Origin of the sequence: Actinomycetospora atypica (genome assembly GCF_042653685.1) — a bacterium.
GTDB classification, from domain to species: Bacteria; Actinomycetota; Actinomycetes; order Mycobacteriales; family Pseudonocardiaceae; genus Actinomycetospora; species Actinomycetospora atypica.
Map to the genome: position 1 here is coordinate 72,311 of NZ_JBHSIV010000007.1, position 16,780 is coordinate 89,090.

General features: G+C 73.4%; 15 protein-coding genes and 1 pseudogene. 7 read left to right on the plus strand and 9 right to left on the minus strand.

The window, feature by feature from the left end; translation table 11 throughout:
- Window positions 1–66: 66 nt before the first annotated feature.
- Together ACFPBZ_RS08820 and asnB are read right to left on the minus strand one after the other, a co-directional pair.
- Complete coding sequence (locus ACFPBZ_RS08820) at window positions 67–1,056, minus strand: adenosine kinase (RefSeq protein ID WP_378035658.1); 990 nt, start codon at window positions 1,054–1,056, stop codon at window positions 67–69.
- A gap of 116 nt (window positions 1,057–1,172) precedes the next feature.
- Window positions 1,173–3,131, minus strand: a complete 1,959-nt coding sequence (gene asnB, locus ACFPBZ_RS08825) for an asparagine synthase (glutamine-hydrolyzing) (protein WP_378035659.1) — start codon at window positions 3,129–3,131, stop codon at window positions 1,173–1,175.
- Between the two features lie 200 nt (window positions 3,132–3,331).
- Between asnB and ctaC the strand changes: the two genes are divergently transcribed.
- From ctaC to ACFPBZ_RS08840, 3 genes are all read left to right on the plus strand, one after another.
- Window positions 3,332–4,264 (plus strand): aa3-type cytochrome oxidase subunit II, encoded by a 933-nt coding sequence (gene ctaC, locus ACFPBZ_RS08830; RefSeq protein ID WP_465251512.1) that lies wholly within the window; start codon window positions 3,332–3,334, stop codon window positions 4,262–4,264.
- 36 nt (window positions 4,265–4,300) lie between these two features.
- The gene (locus ACFPBZ_RS08835) at window positions 4,301–4,699 is read left to right on the plus strand and encodes a cytochrome c oxidase subunit 4 (protein ID WP_378035661.1); all 399 of its coding nucleotides are present in this window, start codon (window positions 4,301–4,303) and stop codon (window positions 4,697–4,699) included.
- A 472-nt stretch (window positions 4,700–5,171) separates the two neighbouring features.
- Window positions 5,172–5,675, plus strand: coding sequence for a GNAT family N-acetyltransferase (locus tag ACFPBZ_RS08840; protein ID WP_378035662.1), 504 nt, complete (start codon window positions 5,172–5,174; stop codon window positions 5,673–5,675).
- Between the two features lie 126 nt (window positions 5,676–5,801).
- Here the strand turns inward: ACFPBZ_RS08840 and qcrB are convergent, their stop codons facing one another.
- Genes qcrB through ctaE form a run of 4 tightly spaced genes read right to left on the minus strand, consistent with a single transcriptional unit; the run spans window position 5,802 to window position 10,156 of the window.
- Window positions 5,802–7,499, minus strand: coding sequence for a cytochrome bc1 complex cytochrome b subunit (gene qcrB, locus ACFPBZ_RS08845; protein ID WP_378035663.1), 1,698 nt, complete (start codon window positions 7,497–7,499; stop codon window positions 5,802–5,804).
- The gene (qcrA, locus tag ACFPBZ_RS08850) at window positions 7,496–8,662 is read right to left on the minus strand and encodes a cytochrome bc1 complex Rieske iron-sulfur subunit (protein WP_378035664.1); all 1,167 of its coding nucleotides are present in this window, start codon (window positions 8,660–8,662) and stop codon (window positions 7,496–7,498) included. Before qcrA ends, qcrB begins: the two co-directional genes overlap by 4 nt.
- On the minus strand, window positions 8,659–9,486 hold the full coding sequence (gene qcrC, locus ACFPBZ_RS08855; RefSeq protein WP_378035665.1) for a cytochrome bc1 complex diheme cytochrome c subunit: 828 nt from the start codon (window positions 9,484–9,486) through the stop codon (window positions 8,659–8,661). Before qcrC ends, qcrA begins: the two co-directional genes overlap by 4 nt.
- A 46-nt stretch (window positions 9,487–9,532) precedes the next feature.
- Window positions 9,533–10,156, minus strand: a complete 624-nt coding sequence (gene ctaE, locus ACFPBZ_RS08860; protein ID WP_378035779.1) for an aa3-type cytochrome oxidase subunit III — start codon at window positions 10,154–10,156, stop codon at window positions 9,533–9,535.
- Window positions 10,157–10,363: 207 nt separating this feature from the next.
- On the opposite strand from ctaE, the gene ACFPBZ_RS08865 reads away from it, so the two are divergent.
- Window positions 10,364–10,792: a hypothetical protein gene (locus ACFPBZ_RS08865; RefSeq protein WP_378035666.1), complete on the plus strand. Its 429-nt coding sequence runs from the start codon at window positions 10,364–10,366 to the stop codon at window positions 10,790–10,792.
- Window positions 10,789–11,844: an anthranilate phosphoribosyltransferase gene (gene trpD / locus ACFPBZ_RS08870; protein WP_378035667.1), complete on the plus strand. Its 1,056-nt coding sequence runs from the start codon at window positions 10,789–10,791 to the stop codon at window positions 11,842–11,844. Before ACFPBZ_RS08865 ends, trpD begins: the two co-directional genes overlap by 4 nt.
- 21 nt (window positions 11,845–11,865) lie before the next feature.
- Here trpD and ACFPBZ_RS08875 read toward each other — a convergent pair.
- From ACFPBZ_RS08875 to ACFPBZ_RS08885, 3 genes and pseudogenes are all read right to left on the minus strand, one after another.
- Window positions 11,866–12,606, minus strand: a pseudogene (locus tag ACFPBZ_RS08875) (ketopantoate reductase family protein); the annotation flags it as partial.
- A 198-nt stretch (window positions 12,607–12,804) separates the two neighbouring features.
- On the minus strand, window positions 12,805–13,083 hold the full coding sequence (locus ACFPBZ_RS08880) for an Lrp/AsnC family transcriptional regulator (RefSeq protein WP_378035668.1): 279 nt from the start codon (window positions 13,081–13,083) through the stop codon (window positions 12,805–12,807).
- Window positions 13,080–14,936: a DEDD exonuclease domain-containing protein gene (locus tag ACFPBZ_RS08885; RefSeq protein ID WP_378035669.1), complete on the minus strand. Its 1,857-nt coding sequence runs from the start codon at window positions 14,934–14,936 to the stop codon at window positions 13,080–13,082. The genes ACFPBZ_RS08880 and ACFPBZ_RS08885 overlap by 4 nt, the downstream gene beginning before the upstream one ends.
- A 71-nt stretch (window positions 14,937–15,007) precedes the next feature.
- Between ACFPBZ_RS08885 and ACFPBZ_RS08890 the strand changes: the two genes are divergently transcribed.
- Window positions 15,008–16,336: an NYN domain-containing protein gene (locus tag ACFPBZ_RS08890; RefSeq protein WP_378035670.1), complete on the plus strand. Its 1,329-nt coding sequence runs from the start codon at window positions 15,008–15,010 to the stop codon at window positions 16,334–16,336.
- Between the two features lie 93 nt (window positions 16,337–16,429).
- The gene (locus ACFPBZ_RS08895) at window positions 16,430–16,738 is read left to right on the plus strand and encodes a hypothetical protein (protein ID WP_378035671.1); all 309 of its coding nucleotides are present in this window, start codon (window positions 16,430–16,432) and stop codon (window positions 16,736–16,738) included.
- Window positions 16,739–16,780 lie beyond the last annotated feature (42 nt).

Below are 16,780 nucleotides of genomic sequence, written 5' to 3' on the forward strand. Positions count from 1 at the left end.
TCGGCGGAGCGAACGGCACTCCCGCTGCTTCTACGTGCGCGAGAGTGCCGTTCGCTCCACCGCAGGTCAGCCGGCCTGCGGGACGTCCGCGGTGACCTTGGCCCGGAGGTCCTCCGGGGGCTGCGCGCCGAGCTGGGCGACCACGTGCGACGCGGCGACCGAGCCGATCCGCCCGGCGGTCTCGAGGTCGAGCCCGCGGGTCCAGCCGTAGAGGAAGCCGCCGGCGTAGGCGTCGCCGGCACCGGTGGTGTCGACGAGCTCGTCGGCCGGGCGCGCCTCGACGGAGTGCTTCACCCCGCCCTCGGCGTAGATCGTCGAGCCCTTCGCGCCGTGCGTGACGGTCACGATCTCGCAGTTGCCGCCGTTGCCCCGCAGCAGCGACTCGATCCCGTCCTCGCCCACGAGCGCGGCGATCTCGTCCTCGTCGGCGAGCAGGATCTCGACGTTCGCCTCGGCGAGCTCGCGGAAGTACTCGCGGTGGCGGTCGACGCACCCGGCGTCGGAGAGGGTCAGCGCGACCCGCGCCTCGCTCTTCGAGGCCGCGTCGATGATCTTGCCGATGGTGCGGCGCGCGTGCTCGGTGTCCGCGAGGTAGCCCTCGATGAGGGCGACCTTGGAGCCCGCGACCTCGTCCTGCTCGATGTCGTCGGGGCCGAGCCGCGTGCACGCACCCAGGTAGGTGCCCATCGTGCGCTCGCCGTCGGGCGTGACGAGCACCAGGCAGCGCGCGGTCGACGGGCCCTCGGTGAGCGCCGGGGTGGTGAAGTTCACGCCGTGCGAGCGGATCGAGGAGGTGAACGAGCCGCCCAGCTGGTCGTCGTGGACCTTGCCGACGTAGCCGGCGTCGGCGCCGAGCGCGGCGGCGATGGCGATGCTGTTGGCGACGCTGCCCCCGGAGCGCTCGGTCGTCTGCCCGGCCTTCGCGTAGAGCGACTCGGCCTGGTCCTCGTCGACGAGCGTCATGCCCCCCTTCGGCAGGTCGAAGGCGGTGATGGTGTCGTCGTCGGTCTGCGTGAGCACGTCGACGATGGCATTGCCGATTCCCAGTACGTCCATCGGGCCGGGGGGTCCTCTCGGTTGACTACTCGCTCCGGATCAACCGCTCACGGTAGGTGAACCACTCCGCCGCGACAGCCCGATCGTTGCCCTGACCACTGCGGGGTGTGGAACGGCTACGCGTACACGGGGTAGACCGGCGCCGGGATCTCGGGGCGGATGCGCTGCTCGACGAAGATCCCGTGCCAGAGCATGAACACGAGCAGGGTCCAGATCCGGCGCGAGTGGTCGACGGGGCCCGAGCGGTGCTCGTCGATCAGCCGCAGCACGGCGGCCTTGTCGAGGATCGCGTCGGTCTGGGAGTCCCGGACGATGCCCCGGGCCCAGTCGAGCATGTCGGTGGCGAGCCAGTGCCGGATCGGCACCGGGAAGCCGAGCTTGCGCCGGTGCAGCACGTGCGGCGGGACGATGCCCTCGATGGCCCGGCGCAGCGCGTACTTGGTGGTGCCGTGCGCGATCTTCTGGTCGGTCGGCAGTGCGGAGGCGACGCGGAAGACCTCGGGGTCGAGGAACGGGACCCGCAGCTCCAGCGAGTTGGCCATGGTCATCTTGTCGGCCTTGACCAGGATGTCGCCGCGCAGCCAGGTGAACAGGTCGACGTGCTGCATCCGGGCGACCGGGCTCCAATCGCGCGAGCCCGCGTAGAGCGACTCGGTGATGTCGACGTGGGAGAGCTCGTCGTCGTAGGAGCGGAGCACGTCGGCGAGCTGGGCGGGGAAGAAGTTCCGCGCGTTGCCGTAGTAGCGCTCCTCGAGCGGGAGGGCGCCGCGGCGCAGCAGGTCCTTGCCCCGCATCCCGGTGGGCAGCCGGTCGGACAGCGCACCGGCGAGCTTGCGCACCGCGCCGGGCAGCGCGTCGAACGGGGCGAGCGAGATCGGCTCCTTGTAGATCGTGTAGCCGCCGAAGAGCTCGTCGGCGCCCTCCCCGGAGAGCACCACCTTGACGTGCTTGCGGGCCTCGCGGGCCACGAAGTACAGCGGGACCAGCGCCGGGTCGGCCACCGGGTCGTCGAGGTACCAGACGATCAGCGGCAGCGCGTCCATCATCTCCTGCGCGGTCACCGTCTTGACGACGTGGCGCACCCCGATCGCCCGGGCCGACTCGGCCGCGACGTCGACCTCGGAGTAGCCGTCGCGCTCGAAGCCGGTGGTGAAGGTGATGAGGTCGGGGTTGTGCTCCCGGGCGAGCGCCGCGATCACCGTGGAGTCGATCCCGCCGGAGAGGAACGCGCCGACCGTGACGTCGGCCCGCATGTGCTTGGCCACCGAGTCGCGCAGGACCTCGGTGATCTCCTCGTGGCGCCGGGTCTCGGCGGCCGTGTCGCCGCGGGGGACCGGGCGCTCGTCGAACCGGGGGGTGAAGTAGCGCTGCACCGAGATCGGCTCGCCGGGGGAGATGGTGAACGAGCAGCCCGACTCGAGCCGGCGCACCGCGCGGTGCAGCGTCGCGGGCTCGGGCACGTACTGCAGCGTCAGGTAGTTCTGCAGGGCCTCCGGGTCGGGCGCCGCGGTGGAGGCGCCGATCGGGCCGAGCACCTCGAGCAGGCACTTCTTCTCGCTGGAGAAGGCGACCCCGTGCGCGCCCGCGACGAAGAACAGCGGCTTGATGCCGAACGGGTCGCGCGCGCCGAAGAGCACGCGGTCGCGGACGTCCCAGATGAGGAAGGTGAACATGCCGCGCAGCCGCGGCACCGCGTCGGCGCCCCACACCGAGTACGCCGCGACGATGGCCTCGGTGTCGCCCTCGGTGGTGAACCGGACCCCGTGGTCGCGCGCGAGCTCCTCGCGCAGCTCGAGGTAGTTGTAGATCTCGCCGTTGAAGACGATGCGGTAGCGCCCGGCCGGGTCGGCGGTCGAGCTCCGCTCCGCTGCGTCTCCCGGGAACTCCAGCGGCTGGTGGGAGTTCTCCACGTCGATGATGGAGAGCCGGGCGAAGCCCAGCGCCACGTCGTCGTCGTGCCAGATCCCGGGCTCGTCGGGGCCCCGGTGACGCATGCAGGGCAGCGCCGCCTCCACGTCCGCGGCGTACCGCGCCCCGGCACCCTCGGTGGTGATCCAACCCATCAGCCCGCACACGGGTCCCAGTATGGCGACGGGGTCCGACGGTCCCGGAGGTGACCGCCCGCGCCCCTCCGACAGCGCGTAGGAGTCAGCTCGGCTAGTCTCCCGTTGTCCGGACCGAGGGCGGGTGGGAACCCGACGAACCCGAGGTCGCACGGCCTTCAGGAGGGCAGCCAGCAGTGCGCGGAGCAGGGAGCCTTGCCGAGGCCCGGGAGGTGTCGTCCCGGCAGCGTCGACGCCCGAGCCGCGCGACGCGGGCCGCTCAGTTGACCGGTCTGGGCGCCGTCGTCGCGTTCATGACGACCGGCTGCTCGTTCCAGGACGCCATCCGGTTCGGGTGGCCCGTCGGCGTCACGCCCGAGTCGGCGCTGATGCGCGAGCTGTGGACCTGGTCCGCGATCGCCGCGCTGATCGTCGGGGCCCTCGTCTGGGGCGCCACCGCCTGGACCGTCACGTTCCACCGCCGCAAGGCCGACGCGTCCGAGCTGCCCCGGCAGTTCCAGTACAACCTGCCGCTCGAGCTGGTGCTCACGGTCATCCCGCTGATCATCGTCGCGGTGCTCTTCTACTTCACGGTGGTCGTCCAGAACGTCGTCGACCGCCCCGCCACCGGCAACGAGCTCAAGATCGACGTGGTCGCCTTCCAGTGGAACTGGGAGTTCGCGTACCCGGAGGCCCGCAACCCGCTCGGAGCGCCGGTCGCCACGATCGGCACCACCGAGGAGGTCCCGCTGCTGGTCCTCCCGACCGACCGGCCGATCTCCTTCACCCAGCACTCCGAGGACGTCATCCACTCGTTCTGGATCCCGGAGTTCCTGTTCAAGCGCGACGTCTTCCCCTCGCCGGAGAAGAACGACCAGAAGAACACCTGGGTGATCGAGAAGATCGAGCGGCCGGGGTCGTTCGTCGGGCGCTGCGCGGAGTACTGCGGCTCGTACCACTCGATGATGAACTTCGAGGTCCGGGCCCTGCCGGGCAACCTGTTCGACCAGTACATGCAGCTGCGCCAGCAGGTGAACCGGACCACCGGCCAGCCGTACTCGGCGGCCGAGGCCCTCGCCCAGATGAACTGCGGCGAGCTCTGCTCGCCCACGGCGACGAGCACGCGTCCGTTCAACCCGAACCCCACCGACCGGCTGGCGTTCTAGGATGATCGCCACGACTGCTGAGAGGAGCGGCCGGCGATGAGGGTCGAGTCCCGCATCTTCGAGATCCTGACCGTCTTCTGCTTCGTGACGGCACTCGTCTACGGCCTCCTCTCGGGCGAGGCGGTGGGCATCGTCGCGCTGACGCTGACCGGCGGCCTGCTCCTCATCGTCGGGACCTACTTCCGGTTCGTCGCCCGGCGCCTCGAGGAGCGCCCGGAGGACAACCCCGAGGCCGAGGTGTCCGACGGCGCCGGCGACATCGGCTTCTTCAGCCCCGGCAGCTACTGGCCGCTCGGCGTCGCCGCGGGTGTGGCGATGACCGGCCTGGGCCTCGCCTTCTACCAGTGGTGGCTGATCGTCGGCGCGGGCGTCGCGCTGATCATCGCCATCTGCGGTCTCGTCTTCGAGTACCACGCGGGCCCCGAGGCCCACTGAGTCGCACCACCCTCACCAGGGCCCCTCCCGGACGTCGGGAGGGGCCCTGTGTGCGTCTGAGGGCCTTCCCGACGACGTCCGGTATCCGGGTGTCCGTGCACCGCGGCCGGGGGGAGCCCTGGGCAGGGCGGTGGGTGCCGAGTGGACCCTCACGGCGGTCGACGCAGCCCTGAGCGCCCACTCGGCGGGCCGGTGGCTGCCGAGTGGACCCTCACGGCGGCCAGGGGAGCCCCAGGCGCCCACTCGGCGGGCCGGTACGACCTCGAGAGGCCCGCTCTGCGCGGGATATCGACTTGCCCGGCGATCCGGGATCGGCGGACCCTGCTCCGCGTGCGTCCGGCCGAGGACCTCGCCCGGACTCTCGAAGCCTCCTGGACCGGGCGGGAGCGCCGGCCGGCACGGCCAGGTCCGGGAGGCCCTCTGGCCCCCAGGCGCCCCGTCACCACCCCCGGACGTGAGGAGCACCGAGGCCGTGTGGACCACCAGACCCGAGGAGCCGCAGGACGCCGACGCCGTGCGGGCGGTCGTCGCCGCGGCCTTCCCCACGCCCGCGGAGGCGGACCTCGTCGACGCCCTGCGTCGTGGCCCGGACGCCTGGATCGAGGGGCTGTCGACGGTCGCCGAGGACGACGAGGGCCGCGTCGTCGGGCATGCGCTGCTGACCCGGTGCCACGTCGGGGACGAACCCGCCCTGGCCCTCGCGCCGTGTTCCGTCCTGCCCGACCACCAGCGTCGCGGGGTGGGCACGGCCGTGATCCGGGCGGCGCTCGACGCGGCGCAGGACCTGGGGGAGACCCTGGTGGTCGTCCTCGGGCACCCGGACTACTACCCGCGGTTCGGGTTCACGCCCGCCGCCGCGTCCGGGGTGCGGGTGTCGTTCGAGGTGCCGGCCGGGGCACTCATGGTGCTCCCGCTCGACGCCACCCGTGCCGTCCCCCGGGGCACCGTGCGGTACCCGGCGGCCTTCGGCGTCTGACAGGTGCGAGTGCCCCCTCGGCGCCCACGAGGTCCGCCCGCACCGACGACGACCCCGGAACGACGAACGGGGCGGGGAGCGTGTGCTCCCCGCCCCGTCCGGCGGTACTCGTGCTGTCCCGGGAGGTCAGTCCCGGACGTCGCGCGGGCGACCCGCGTCGGGCCGACCGGCGAGCTCGCGCCCGCTGCTCGGCTCGACCTGCAGCGGGTCGGTGCCCGTGCCGCCGTGGAGGGCGTCGTCCTGCTCCTGTGCCGGGTCGGGGCGGAACCAGCCGCCCTTGACCGGGGAGCCGGCGGACCCGAGGTCGTTCATGCGCTTCGGGACCGTGGCGCCCTGGTAGGCGAGCGGGATGGCGTGACCGTGGTCGTCGACCCCGCCCAGCGGCTGGTGCACCTCGATGAACTCACCGTGGGGCAGCCGCTTGATGTGGCCGGTCTCGATGCCGTGCTCGAGGACCTCGCGGTCACCGCGCTGCAGCCCGAGGCAGATCCGGTAGGTCGCGAAGTAGACGACCGGCGGGATCACCAGCAGGCCGATGCGACCGATCCAGGTCATGACGTTCAGGGAGATGTCGAACGTGTAGGCGACGATGTCGTTGCCGCACGCCACGACCAGCCAGAAGTAGAACGCCATGGCCATCATGCCGGTGGCCGTGCGGACTGGGACGTCGCGCGGGCGCTGCAGCAGGTTGTGGTGCGCCCCGTCGCCGGTCAGCTTGCGCTCGATGGCCGGGTAGAGGGCCAGGAGCGTCGTCAGAATGCCCATCCCGATCACGGCCGGGAAGAAGATCGCCGGGATCGTGTAGGAGTTCAGCCCGATGAAGCCGAGGTTCAGGTACATCTCCCACGAGGGCCACAACCGGACCGCGCCGTCGAAGACCGCCATGTAGAAGTCGGGCTGCGAGCCGGCGGAGACCTGCGTCGGGTCGTACGGGCCGAGCTTCCAGATCGGGTTGATCTGGAACACGCCCGACATGATCGCCATGACGCCGATCGAGACGACCATGAAGCCGCCGGCCTTGGCCGCGAACGTCGGGAGGATGCGGACACCGACGACGTTGCGCTCGGTGCGCCCCGGCCCGGGGAACTGGGTGTGCTTCTGGAACCACACCAGCGCCACGTGCACGCCGATGACCGCGAGGATGATCCCCGGCATCAGGAAGACGTGGACGATGTACAGGCGCGGGATGATGATCGTGCCCGGGAACTCGCCGCCCATGATCGCCCAGTGCAGCCAGGTGCCGACCACCGGGATCGACATGACGATCGCGGAGAGGCCGGTGCGGATGCCGGTGCCGGAGAGCAGGTCGTCGGGCAGCGAGTAGCCGATGAAGCCCTCGATCATGCCCGTGAGCAGCAGGACGACGCCCAGGATCCAGTTGGTCTCGCGCGGGCGGCGGAACGCTCCGGTGAAGAACGTCCGCATCATGTGCGCGATCATCGCGGCGACGAAGAGCAGCGCCGCCCAGTGGTGGACCTGGCGGATGAACAGACCGCCGCGGACGTCCATCGAGATGTTGACGGTCGACTCGTACGCCATGGACATCGTGACGCCGCGCAGGCCGGGGTAGACGCCCTCATAGGTCGTCTCGGCCATCGACGGGTCGTAGAAGACGGCCAGCCAGGTGCCGGAGATCAGCAGCACGATGAACGTGTACATCGCGATCTCGCCCAGCATGAACGACCAGTGCGTCGGGAAGACCTTGTTGATCTGACGACGTACCGGGCCGGCCGGGTGGATGCGGCTGTCGACCTCGTCCGCCGCCAGGCCGACGTACTTCATCGCGGTGCTGCCGCTACGGGTGGGGGTGGTGATGGCACTCATGATCGACGCTCCCAGAAGCCGGGCCCCACCGGCTCGATGAAGTCGCTGCGGGCGTACAGGTACCCCTGATCGTCCACGGCGATGGGCAATTGCGCCAGTGGACGAGCCGCGGGGCCGAAGACCGGCCGGGCGTACTCGTTCGCCTGGAACTGCGACTGGTGACACGGGCACAGGATGCGGTTGGTCTGGTCCTCGTACAGCGAGGTCGGGCATCCCATGTGGCTGCAGATCTTCGAGTAGGCGAAGAGCGAGCCGTAGTTGAAGTCCTCCTGGCCCTCACGCTTGATCACGGTCACGTAGGGACGCAGCCGGATGAGCATGACGGGGGAGTCGGAGGACCGGACCACCTCCTTGAGGTGCTCCGGGTCCTCGCGGTCGGACTCCTTGAACGGGAAGACGGTCTCCATCGAGCCGGGCTCGAGGTCGCCGGCGCGGACGAGGACGACGTCCTCGGCGTCGCCGTTGTTCTTGCGCAGGTAGACCCGCTCGCCGTTCTCGGACTTCCAGTCGGTGACCAGGAGGGGCGACTCGTCGCCCTCCTTCCACGGGTTCTTCACGAGCCCGCCGAAGGCGGCCACCGCGATGCCCGCGGTCATGATGCCGCCGGCGGCACCGAGCGACCGGAAGATCAGCTTGCGTCGGGCGAGACCGCTCTGCTGGCCGGTCTGCACGAGGCGGGCCGCGGCGGTGGCCCGGTCGACCTCCGAGGAGCGGCCGTCGTGGCGCTGCTGGATCGCCAGGTCCTCGGGCAGCAGCTTCTTGGAGTAGGCGATGACGCCCATCCCCACCCCGAGGACCGCGAGGCCCAGGGTGGTGCCGATCAGCGGCGTGTAGAGGACGTAGAGCAGCGCACCCTCCTCGCCGGGCGAGCGGTACTCCCACGGCCAGGCGATGAAGATGACGATGAAGGCCAGGCCCATGATCGCCGAGAGGATGAACCACCCGGCGACCTGACGCTCGGCCCGCTTCTCGGCGCGCGTGCCCGGCACCGGGAAGCGCTCGCGGCTGGAGACGATCTCGATGTCGTCGATGCGGTTGCCCAGCCGGACCAGGTCGTCCGTGCTCATCTCGGCGAGCTCGGCGTCGCTCGGGATGTGCATCTCGTTGCGGTCGGGCTGCGTGCCCGCCTGGTCGCTGTACTGGGACTCGGAGGGTGCACTCACTGGCGGGATCCGATCCAGAGGGAGATTCCGATCAGGGCGGCGAGGCCGACGAAGAACGCGACGATGCCCTCGGGCACCGGGCCGAAGCCGCCGAGTCCGTTGCCGCCCGGGTTCACCGGGCCGGTGGCCGTGCTGACCGACTTGATGTAGCCGATGATGTCCTCCTTCTCCTGGGGGGAGAGCTGGGAGTCGGCGAACGTCGGCATGTTGCCCGGGCCCACCTGCATCGCGGCGTAGATCTGGTCGGGGCTGGCGGCGTCGAGCACCGGGGCGAACTTGCCCGAGGACAGGGCGCCGCCGCGGCCGGTGAAGTTGTGGCACTGGGCGCAGTTGAGGCGGAACAGCTCGCCGCCGCGGCCCAGGTCGGACCCGACGAGGGCCGTCTCCGGCCCGGCGGGCAGGGTCGGCCCGCCGCCGTTGGCCTGGATGTAGGCACCCAGCGCGTCGATCTGCTGCTCGTCGTACTCGACCTTCTTGCGGGCCGCCTGGGCGCCCTGCGCCTTCAGCGGCATGCGGCCGGTGGAGACCTGGAAGTAGACCGAGGACTCACCGACCCCGATGAGGCTCGGGCCGCGGCCGACGACGCCCTGCAGGTTCGACCCGTGACAGGTGATGCAGGAGTTGTCGTACAGCGACTGTCCCTCGCGGACCAGGGTGTTGTCCTGGGCCGTGGCGGTCTCCGGCGTCGGCTGGAAGACCGCGTAGAGCCCGCCGATGGCGAGCAGCGCGACGCCGAGCGCGAGGAAGCCCGCGATGCGTCGACGCGTCCTGGTGCCCGCGCGCGCCCACGGCCTCCTGCGCGAGCGTGGCGTCCGGTCGCTCATGTGGTGCCCGTCCCCTGACTGTCGTGGTGGATTCGGTGTGGCCGCGTCAGCGGATGAAGTAGATGACCGCGAACAGGCCGATCCAGACCACGTCCACGAAGTGCCAGTAGTAGGAGACGACGATCGCCGCCGTCGCCTGTGCCGGGGTGAACCGGCTGAGGAACGTCCGCGCGATCAGCAGGACGAACGCGACGAGACCGCCCGTGACGTGCAGGGCGTGGAACCCGGTGGTGATGTAGAAGACCGAGCCGTACGCGCTGGACGCGATCGTCGTGCCGTGCTCGGTGACGAGCGTGTGGTACTCGTTCACCTGGGCCAGGACGAAGAACAGTCCCATCAGGAACGTCACCCCGTACCACCGGCGCAGGCCGAACACGTCGCCGCGCTCGGCCGCGAACACGCCGTACTGGCAGGTGAACGACGACGCCACGAGGATGATCGTGTTCACGAGCGCGTAGGGCACGTCGAGCTCGGTGGGGGCAGGAGGCCAGTCCCCGACGTTCTGGGCGCGGGCCACGAAGTACATGGCGAACAGCCCGGCGAAGAACATCAGCTCGCTGGAGAGCCAGATGATCGTCCCGACGCTGACCACGTTGGGTCGGTTCAGGGAGTGGATCCGCGCGCTGAAGGAGGGCGCCGGCGCACTCTGGGCGGTCGTCACAGGCGTCATCATGTCACCTCCTCCCGACATCAGCCTGCCGGGGCGAGGGGCGGTGATCACGCCCGCGACCTGCACCGCGTCTACCTGCGATTTCTCCTACTGATCGTCGTACGTCGGGCCGTAGTCGGGCTCCCGGACGCCGTCCGCCACCGGCCGTCGGGGTCGCGGACTAGGCTGCGCGGACCGTTCGTGCCGTGCCGGGGAGGCCCCACCGAGATGACCACTGCTGCAGGCGCCCGCGGGGCCGAGACCCTGGACGTCGTGGTGATGAGCCACCGCCCGGAGGTCCGGGAGGCCGTGATGGCCGCGGTCGGCCGCCGCCCGGCGCGGGACCTGCCGAAGCTGCGCTTCACGGAGGCCGCCGGCATCGCCGACGTCCTCGGTGCGGCCGACGCCGGGGCGCTCGACCTCGCGGTGCTCGACGGCGAGGCCCAGCCCACCGGGGGCATGGGGGTGTGCCGCCAGCTGAAGAACGAGAGCGACCACCCGGCCCCGGTGATCGTCGTGGTCCGCCGCGAGGACGACCGGTGGCTCGCCACCTGGTCGCAGGCCGACGCCGTGCTGGTCCAGCCGCTCGACCCGGTGACCGCCGCCCGCACCGTCGCCGACGTCCTGCGGGCCGGGGTGCCGGCCCGACAGGGATGAGCACGGTCCCCACCTGGCCCGGTCTGCTCGGTCGGCTGCTGGCCGGCGAGGACCTCACCGGCTCCGAGGCCGCCTGGGCGATGGACCGGATGATGTCGGGCGAGGCGTCCCCCGCGCAGGTGGGCGCCTTCGTCGTGGCGCTGCGGGCCAAGGGCGAGACCGCCGCCGAGATCGGCGGCCTCGCGCAGGTGATGCGCGACCACGCCCGCCCGGTGACGGTCGACGGCGTCGTCGTCGACATCGTCGGGACCGGGGGCGACCAGGCCCACACGGTCAACATCTCGACGATGGCCGCGGTCGTCATGGCGGCCACGGGCGCCCGCGTGGTGAAGCACGGCGGGCGCGCGGCCTCGTCGGCGTGCGGGTCGGTCGACCTGCTCGAGGAGCTCGGGGTGCCGATCGACCTGGGGCCCGACGCGGTCGCGGCCAGCGTCGGCGAGGTGGGCATCGGGTTCTGCTTCGCCCAGACCTTCCACCCGGCCATGCGCCACGTCGGTGGCGTCCGCCGCGAGATCGGCGTGCCCACCGCCTTCAACCTCCTCGGGCCCCTCACCAACCCCGCCCGCCCCGCGGCGGCGCTGATCGGCTGCGCCGACGCCCGGTTCGCGCCCCTGCTCGCCTCCGTGCTCGCCGACCGGGGGGACACCGCGCTGGTGGTCCGCGGCGACGACGGGCTCGACGAGATCACCACCACGACCACCTCGACGGTGTGGCGGGCCGGGCCGGGCGGCGTGACGGTCGAGACGTTCGACCCCACCCGCCTCGGCATCCCCGTCTCGGCGCCGGGCGACCTGCGCGGCGGCGACGCGTCGGTCAACGCCGCCGCGGCCCGCGCCGTGTTCGCGGGGGAGGAGGGGCCCGTGCGCGAGGCGGTGCTCCTCAACGCCGGGGCGGCCCTCGCGGCCTACGACGAGGCCCTCGGCCAGGGCGCCGACGACCTGCACACCGCCGTGGCCCGGGGCCGGGAGCGCGCGGCGGCGGCGGTCGACGCCGGGCACGCCGGGTCGCTCCTCGCCCGGTGGGCCACCGTGGCCGCCCGCCTCCGGCGCTGACCGGCACCCGCGCGGGCGGTCTCAGCCCGGCGTGATCGCGCGCAGGAGGGCGAGGACCGTGCGGTTCAGCGGGGTCGGGACGCCGTGGCGCTCCCCGGCCCCGACCACGGCGCCGGTGAGGTACTCGTGCTCGAGGGGGCGCCCGGCGAGCCGGTCGTAGAGCATCGAGGTGCCGGTGCCGGGCGGCATGGTCGCGTAGTGCCGGCGCAGCGCGGTGACGTCGTCCTCGGACAGGTCGGCGCCCTCGGCCCGCGCCACGGCCACCACCTCCCGGGCGAGCCCGACGACGAGGTCGGCGGTGGCGTCCTCGGCCAGCACGTCGTTGCGGCGCCCGGTCAGGGCCGTGATCGGGTTCGCGACCGCGTTGCTGATCAGCTTGCGCCACACGTCGGTGCGGATGTCGGGGGAGCCGGCCACCTCGACGCCGTCGTCGCCCCCGCCGACCAGCGACCGCAGCCCCGCCACCCACGGCCCGTCGGGGACCGTCAGCAGCCCGTACCCGTGGTGGACGATGCGGCCCGGCTCGACGGCCTCGGCGCCGATCGCGACCACCGCGGGCACGACGACCGCCTCCGGGGGGACCAGGCCGTCGACCCGTCGCTCCTGGTCGACGCCGTTCTGGGCCACGACGACGACGGTGCCCGGCCCCGTGGTCGCCGCCAGCCACCCGACCGCCGAGGCGGTGTGGTGGGCCTTCGTGGCCACGACCACGTGCTCCGCCCGCCCGACGGTGGCCGGGTCGGTGTGCACCGCGACGGGGACCTCGCGCTCGGGCCCTCCGCACCGGAGCGCATCCGCAGCACCTCGAACGGGGTCCGCACGGCCACGGCCACGTCGTGCCCGCGCTCGTGCGCCAGCGCCGCCAGTACGCCGCCGACGGAACCCGGACCGATGACCACGAGGCTCGACACGGCCGTGATCATCGCCCCGGGCGGGGACGGATGCCCGGGCGGCCGGTGCTCAGTCGAGTCCGACGGAGAAGGCGGCGTCGGTGTCGCGGGCCGAGTACGAGCGGAAGGCGATGTGCGTGGTGGTGTCGCGCACCCCGGGCACGCGGCTCACCCCGCCCGCGATGACGTCGGCCAGCTCCTCGTGCTCCCGCACCCGCACCATCGCGACGAGGTCGACGTCGCCGGCGCAGGAATAGACCTCCGAGACGTTCGGGACCTCGGCGATGGCCTGCGCCGCCTCGGGGATGCGGTCGGCGTTCACGTGGATCATGACGATGGCCGTGATCACGGGGGCTCCCTCCCTCGTCGGTGGCCGGCGCGGGACGACCCGGCGGGCACGGCACGGACTCTAGAGAGCGGGGCGGCGGGCCGCTGCGCTGCGTCGGCCGCTCCCTCGCCATCCCCGGCCACCGTGGCGGAGCGGGCCTCCCGGGCCCGCTCGACCCACTCCGACCACGCACCGGCCCCCCGTGCCGGGACCGCCCACGGGCTCGTCGTGCGCACCATGCGGGTGCCGGGGCGCTCCAGCCAGCGCGTGATCACCCCCACCTCCTCCGGGGGCGCCCCGAGCAGCGGGCCCTCCCCGGGCCGGACCGTCTCGGCGGACGCGACGAGCGTCTCCACCACCGGCATCGGGGGCACGCCGCGGACCGCGGTGCCCGCCGCGGCGAGCCGACCGTGCCGGACCACCGCGAACTCCCAGCCGCCCGCGCCGTCGGGCCGGGCCGCGATCAGCTCCTCGGTGGCCGCGACCGCCGAGAGCCGCTGGACCCGCCCGAGGGCGCGGGCGAGGTCGGCCAGCCGGTCGCGGTGGGCGGCGGCGTCGTCGAACCGCTCGACGACCGCCAGTTCGGTGACCCGGTCGCGCAGCCGGACCAGGCCGTCGTCGCACCCGCCGCGGACCAGCGCGAGGGCCCCGTCGACCGCCGGCGCGTACTCGTCGCGGCTCTGCAGCCCCGCGCACGGCGCCCCGCAGCGGCCGAGCCCGTGCAGCGCGCACGGGCTGGCGCGGCCGCCCCGGGCGGGGATGCGCTGGGTGCACGGCCGCAGCGCCACCGCGTCGCCGAGGGCCTCGACGGCCTCGACCGCGGCGGCCCGCCGGCCGAACGGTCCCACCGCGTCGGCGCGGGGCGTGCGCACCACCGACCACCGCGGGAACGGCTCGTCGGTCAGCGTCACCCACCAGCCCTTGTGGGGGTAGCGGGAGCGGCGGTTGTACCGCGGGGCGTGCCCGGCCAGCAGGCGCAGCTCCCGGACCTCGGCCTCGAGCGGGTGCGAGCACTCCACCCAGTCGATCCGCTCGGCGAGCCCGACCATCTCCTTCACCCGAGCCCGCTTCTCCGAGCCGGTGAAGTAGGAGCGGACCCGGCGCCGGAGGTCGTTCGACGTGCCGACGTAGAGCACCTCGTCGGCCGGGCCGCGGAAGAGGTACACCCCGGCGGCGTGCGGGACGGCGTCGGCGAGGTGGCGCTTGCCCCGCTGCGCCGGCGTGGTCTCCACCTGCAGCGCCAGCAGGTCCTCCAGCGTCGCCACGCCGTGGCCGCCGACCCGCTCGAGCAGGAAGTGCAGCACGTCGACCGTGGCGCGGGCGTCGTCGAGGGCGCGGTGGATCGGCCGGGTGGAGGCGCGGACGAGGGCCGCGAGGGCGGAGAGGCGGCACGAGGGCGCCTCGTCGCGGGTGAGGACCTTGCGGGCCAGGCGGGCCGTGCAGACCACGGGCGGGCGCGGCCACGCCGAGCCGTGGCGGCGGCACGCCGCCCGCAGGTGCCCGACGTCGAACGGGGCGTTGTGCGCGACCACCACCGCGCCCGCGCAGAACTCCAGGAACCCGGGCAGGACGGCCGGCAGGCGCGGGGCCGCCCGGACCATCGCCGTCGTGATCCCGGTCAGCGCGACGATCTGGGGCGGCACCGCCATGCCCGGGTCGACCAGCGTGGCGTACTCGCCGATCACCTGGCCCCCGCGGACCTTCACCGCCCCGATCTCGGTGATGGCGTCGGGCCCCTCGGCGTCGGAGCCGGCGGGGGGACGTCCCGTGGTCTCGAGGTCGAGCACGACGAAGGTGGCCGCGTGCAGCGGCGTGCCCAGCTCCTCGAAGCTGAGCTGCGGATCGGGTCCCGTGACCGGGCGCGGTGCCTCCACGCCGACGGACGCTAGGACGACCCCCCGACAGTCTCCCCGTGTCCGGACGTCCGGGCCGCTAACCTGGGCCGATGGCGGAGGGGGTGGAGACGCGGGAGGGCGCCGCCCTGCGTGCCGCCCTCCTCGACGCCGCCCCCGACACCGTCCGGAACCGTGTCGCCGACCTGGTGTCGCAGGCGGTGGGGCAGATGCCGCCCGCCGAGCTGCCGGCGGTCGTGCGCCCGGTCGCCCGCTTCGCCCCCGCGAAGCGCGCCAAGGTGGGGGCCGGGCCCCTGCTCACCGCGCTCGGGACCGCCGAGGGGTTCGCCGAGGACGTCGTGGCCTGGTGGCGCGAGCACCGCCCCGACGACTTCGAGCCGCCGGTCGCCGAGCCGGTCCACGCCGCCGCGGTCGCCGTGCTCGTCGGCGACCCGGACGCGGCCGGCGCCCTGCTGCGCCACGCCGGGGAACGGGCCGACGTCGGGAAGCTGCGGGCCGAGCGGGACGCGGCGCTCGCCCGCGCCGAGAAGCTGGCGGCCGAGCTCGAGCGGGTCACCGCCGAACGGGACGCGGCCCGGTCCCGGCCCTCGGTCCCCGACCAGTCCGACGAGGTGGCGAAGCTGCGGACCCGCCTGCGGGAGCAGGGCGTGCGGGTCAAGCGCGCCGAGGAGGTCGCGGCCGACGCGGCGGCGCGCCTGGAGCAGGGACAGGGCGACCTGCTGCGCGAGCTCGACGACCTGCGGCGCGTGCGCGGCCGCGACCACGACGCGGTCGCCGCCGCCGACGCCCGCGCCCAGCGTGCCACCGCCGAGCTCGAGTCCGCGCGCCGGGCCGCGCACGAGTCCCGGCGGGCCGACGACGCGCGCCTCGCGCTGCTCGTCGACACCGTGGCGGGGGCGGCCGCCGGGCTGCGCCACGAGCTGGGCCTGCGCGCCGACGACCCCCGGGTGGGGCCCCGTCCCGCGGAGCTGGTCGGGGCGTCGGCGCGGGCCCCGATGGCCCGGGTCACCGACCCCGTCGCCCTCGACCGCCTGCTCGCGCTGCCCGAGGTGCACCTGCTCGTCGACGGCTACAACGTCACCAAGACCGGCTGGCCGGCCCTGTCGCTCTCCGCCCAGCGCGACCGCCTGGTGGCGGCCGTGGCGCCGCTGGCGGCCCGGACGCAGGCCGAGACGACGCTGGTGTTCGACGGTGCGGGGATCACCGGGGTGCCCACCGCCTCGGTGCGCGGGGTGCGGGTGCTGTTCTCCGAGTCCGGCGTGATCGCCGACGACCTCATCCGCACCCTCGTCGACGCCGAGCCCGAGGGGCGGCCGCTGGTGGTGGTCACCTCCGACCGCGCGGTCGTCGACTCGGTCCGCCGCCGCGGGGCGCACCCCGTGCCGTCGAGCGTGCTGCTCGACCGCCTCTCCCGGATCTGAGACCTGGGTCACAGCAGGACGGGCGACGGCCCGAGACTGTCGGACCCCCCTCCTACCGTCCGCCACAACGCCCCGGGACTCCGGGGACCGACGGTGGGAGGCCCCGAGATGATCATCGACTGCGACACCTGCGTGGTGCGGCACCAGGCGTGCGACGACTGCGTGGTCGGCGTCCTGCTCGGGGTCCCGCCGGTGCCCGGGCGGGACGACGCCGGCGACGCCACCGGGTTCCGGGAGCCGGCGGCGCCGGGCACGCCGCTGCCGCTCGAGTTCGGGCCGGTGGAGCGCCGCGCCCTCGAGGTGCTGGCCGACCACGGGCTGATCCCGCACCTGCGGCTCGTCCCGGGCACGGCCGATCCGGGGCCGGCCGCCCGTCCGGCCCGCCGACGGGACGCGGGGTAGCGGTCGACGGCGGGTCCCGGTGCAGGCCGGGCCGGGCGGTCG

Excerpts from the sequence above, each read along its gene's own strand:
- ACFPBZ_RS08820 (WP_378035658.1), bottom strand. The coding sequence starts at position 1,056 with ATGGACGTACTGGGAATCGGCAATGCCATCGTCGACGTGCTCACGCAG.
- ACFPBZ_RS08835 (WP_378035661.1), top strand. The coding sequence starts at position 4,301 with ATGAGGGTCGAGTCCCGCATCTTCGAGATCCTGACCGTCTTCTGCTTC.
- qcrB (WP_378035663.1), bottom strand. The coding sequence starts at position 7,499 with ATGAGTGCCATCACCACCCCCACCCGTAGCGGCAGCACCGCGATGAAG.
- qcrC (WP_378035665.1), bottom strand. The coding sequence starts at position 9,486 with ATGAGCGACCGGACGCCACGCTCGCGCAGGAGGCCGTGGGCGCGCGCG.
- ctaE (WP_378035779.1), bottom strand. The coding sequence starts at position 10,156 with ATGACGCCTGTGACGACCGCCCAGAGTGCGCCGGCGCCCTCCTTCAGC.
- ACFPBZ_RS08865 (WP_378035666.1), top strand. The coding sequence starts at position 10,364 with ATGACCACTGCTGCAGGCGCCCGCGGGGCCGAGACCCTGGACGTCGTG.
- trpD (WP_378035667.1), top strand. The coding sequence starts at position 10,789 with ATGAGCACGGTCCCCACCTGGCCCGGTCTGCTCGGTCGGCTGCTGGCC.
- ACFPBZ_RS08890 (WP_378035670.1), top strand. The coding sequence starts at position 15,008 with ATGGCGGAGGGGGTGGAGACGCGGGAGGGCGCCGCCCTGCGTGCCGCC.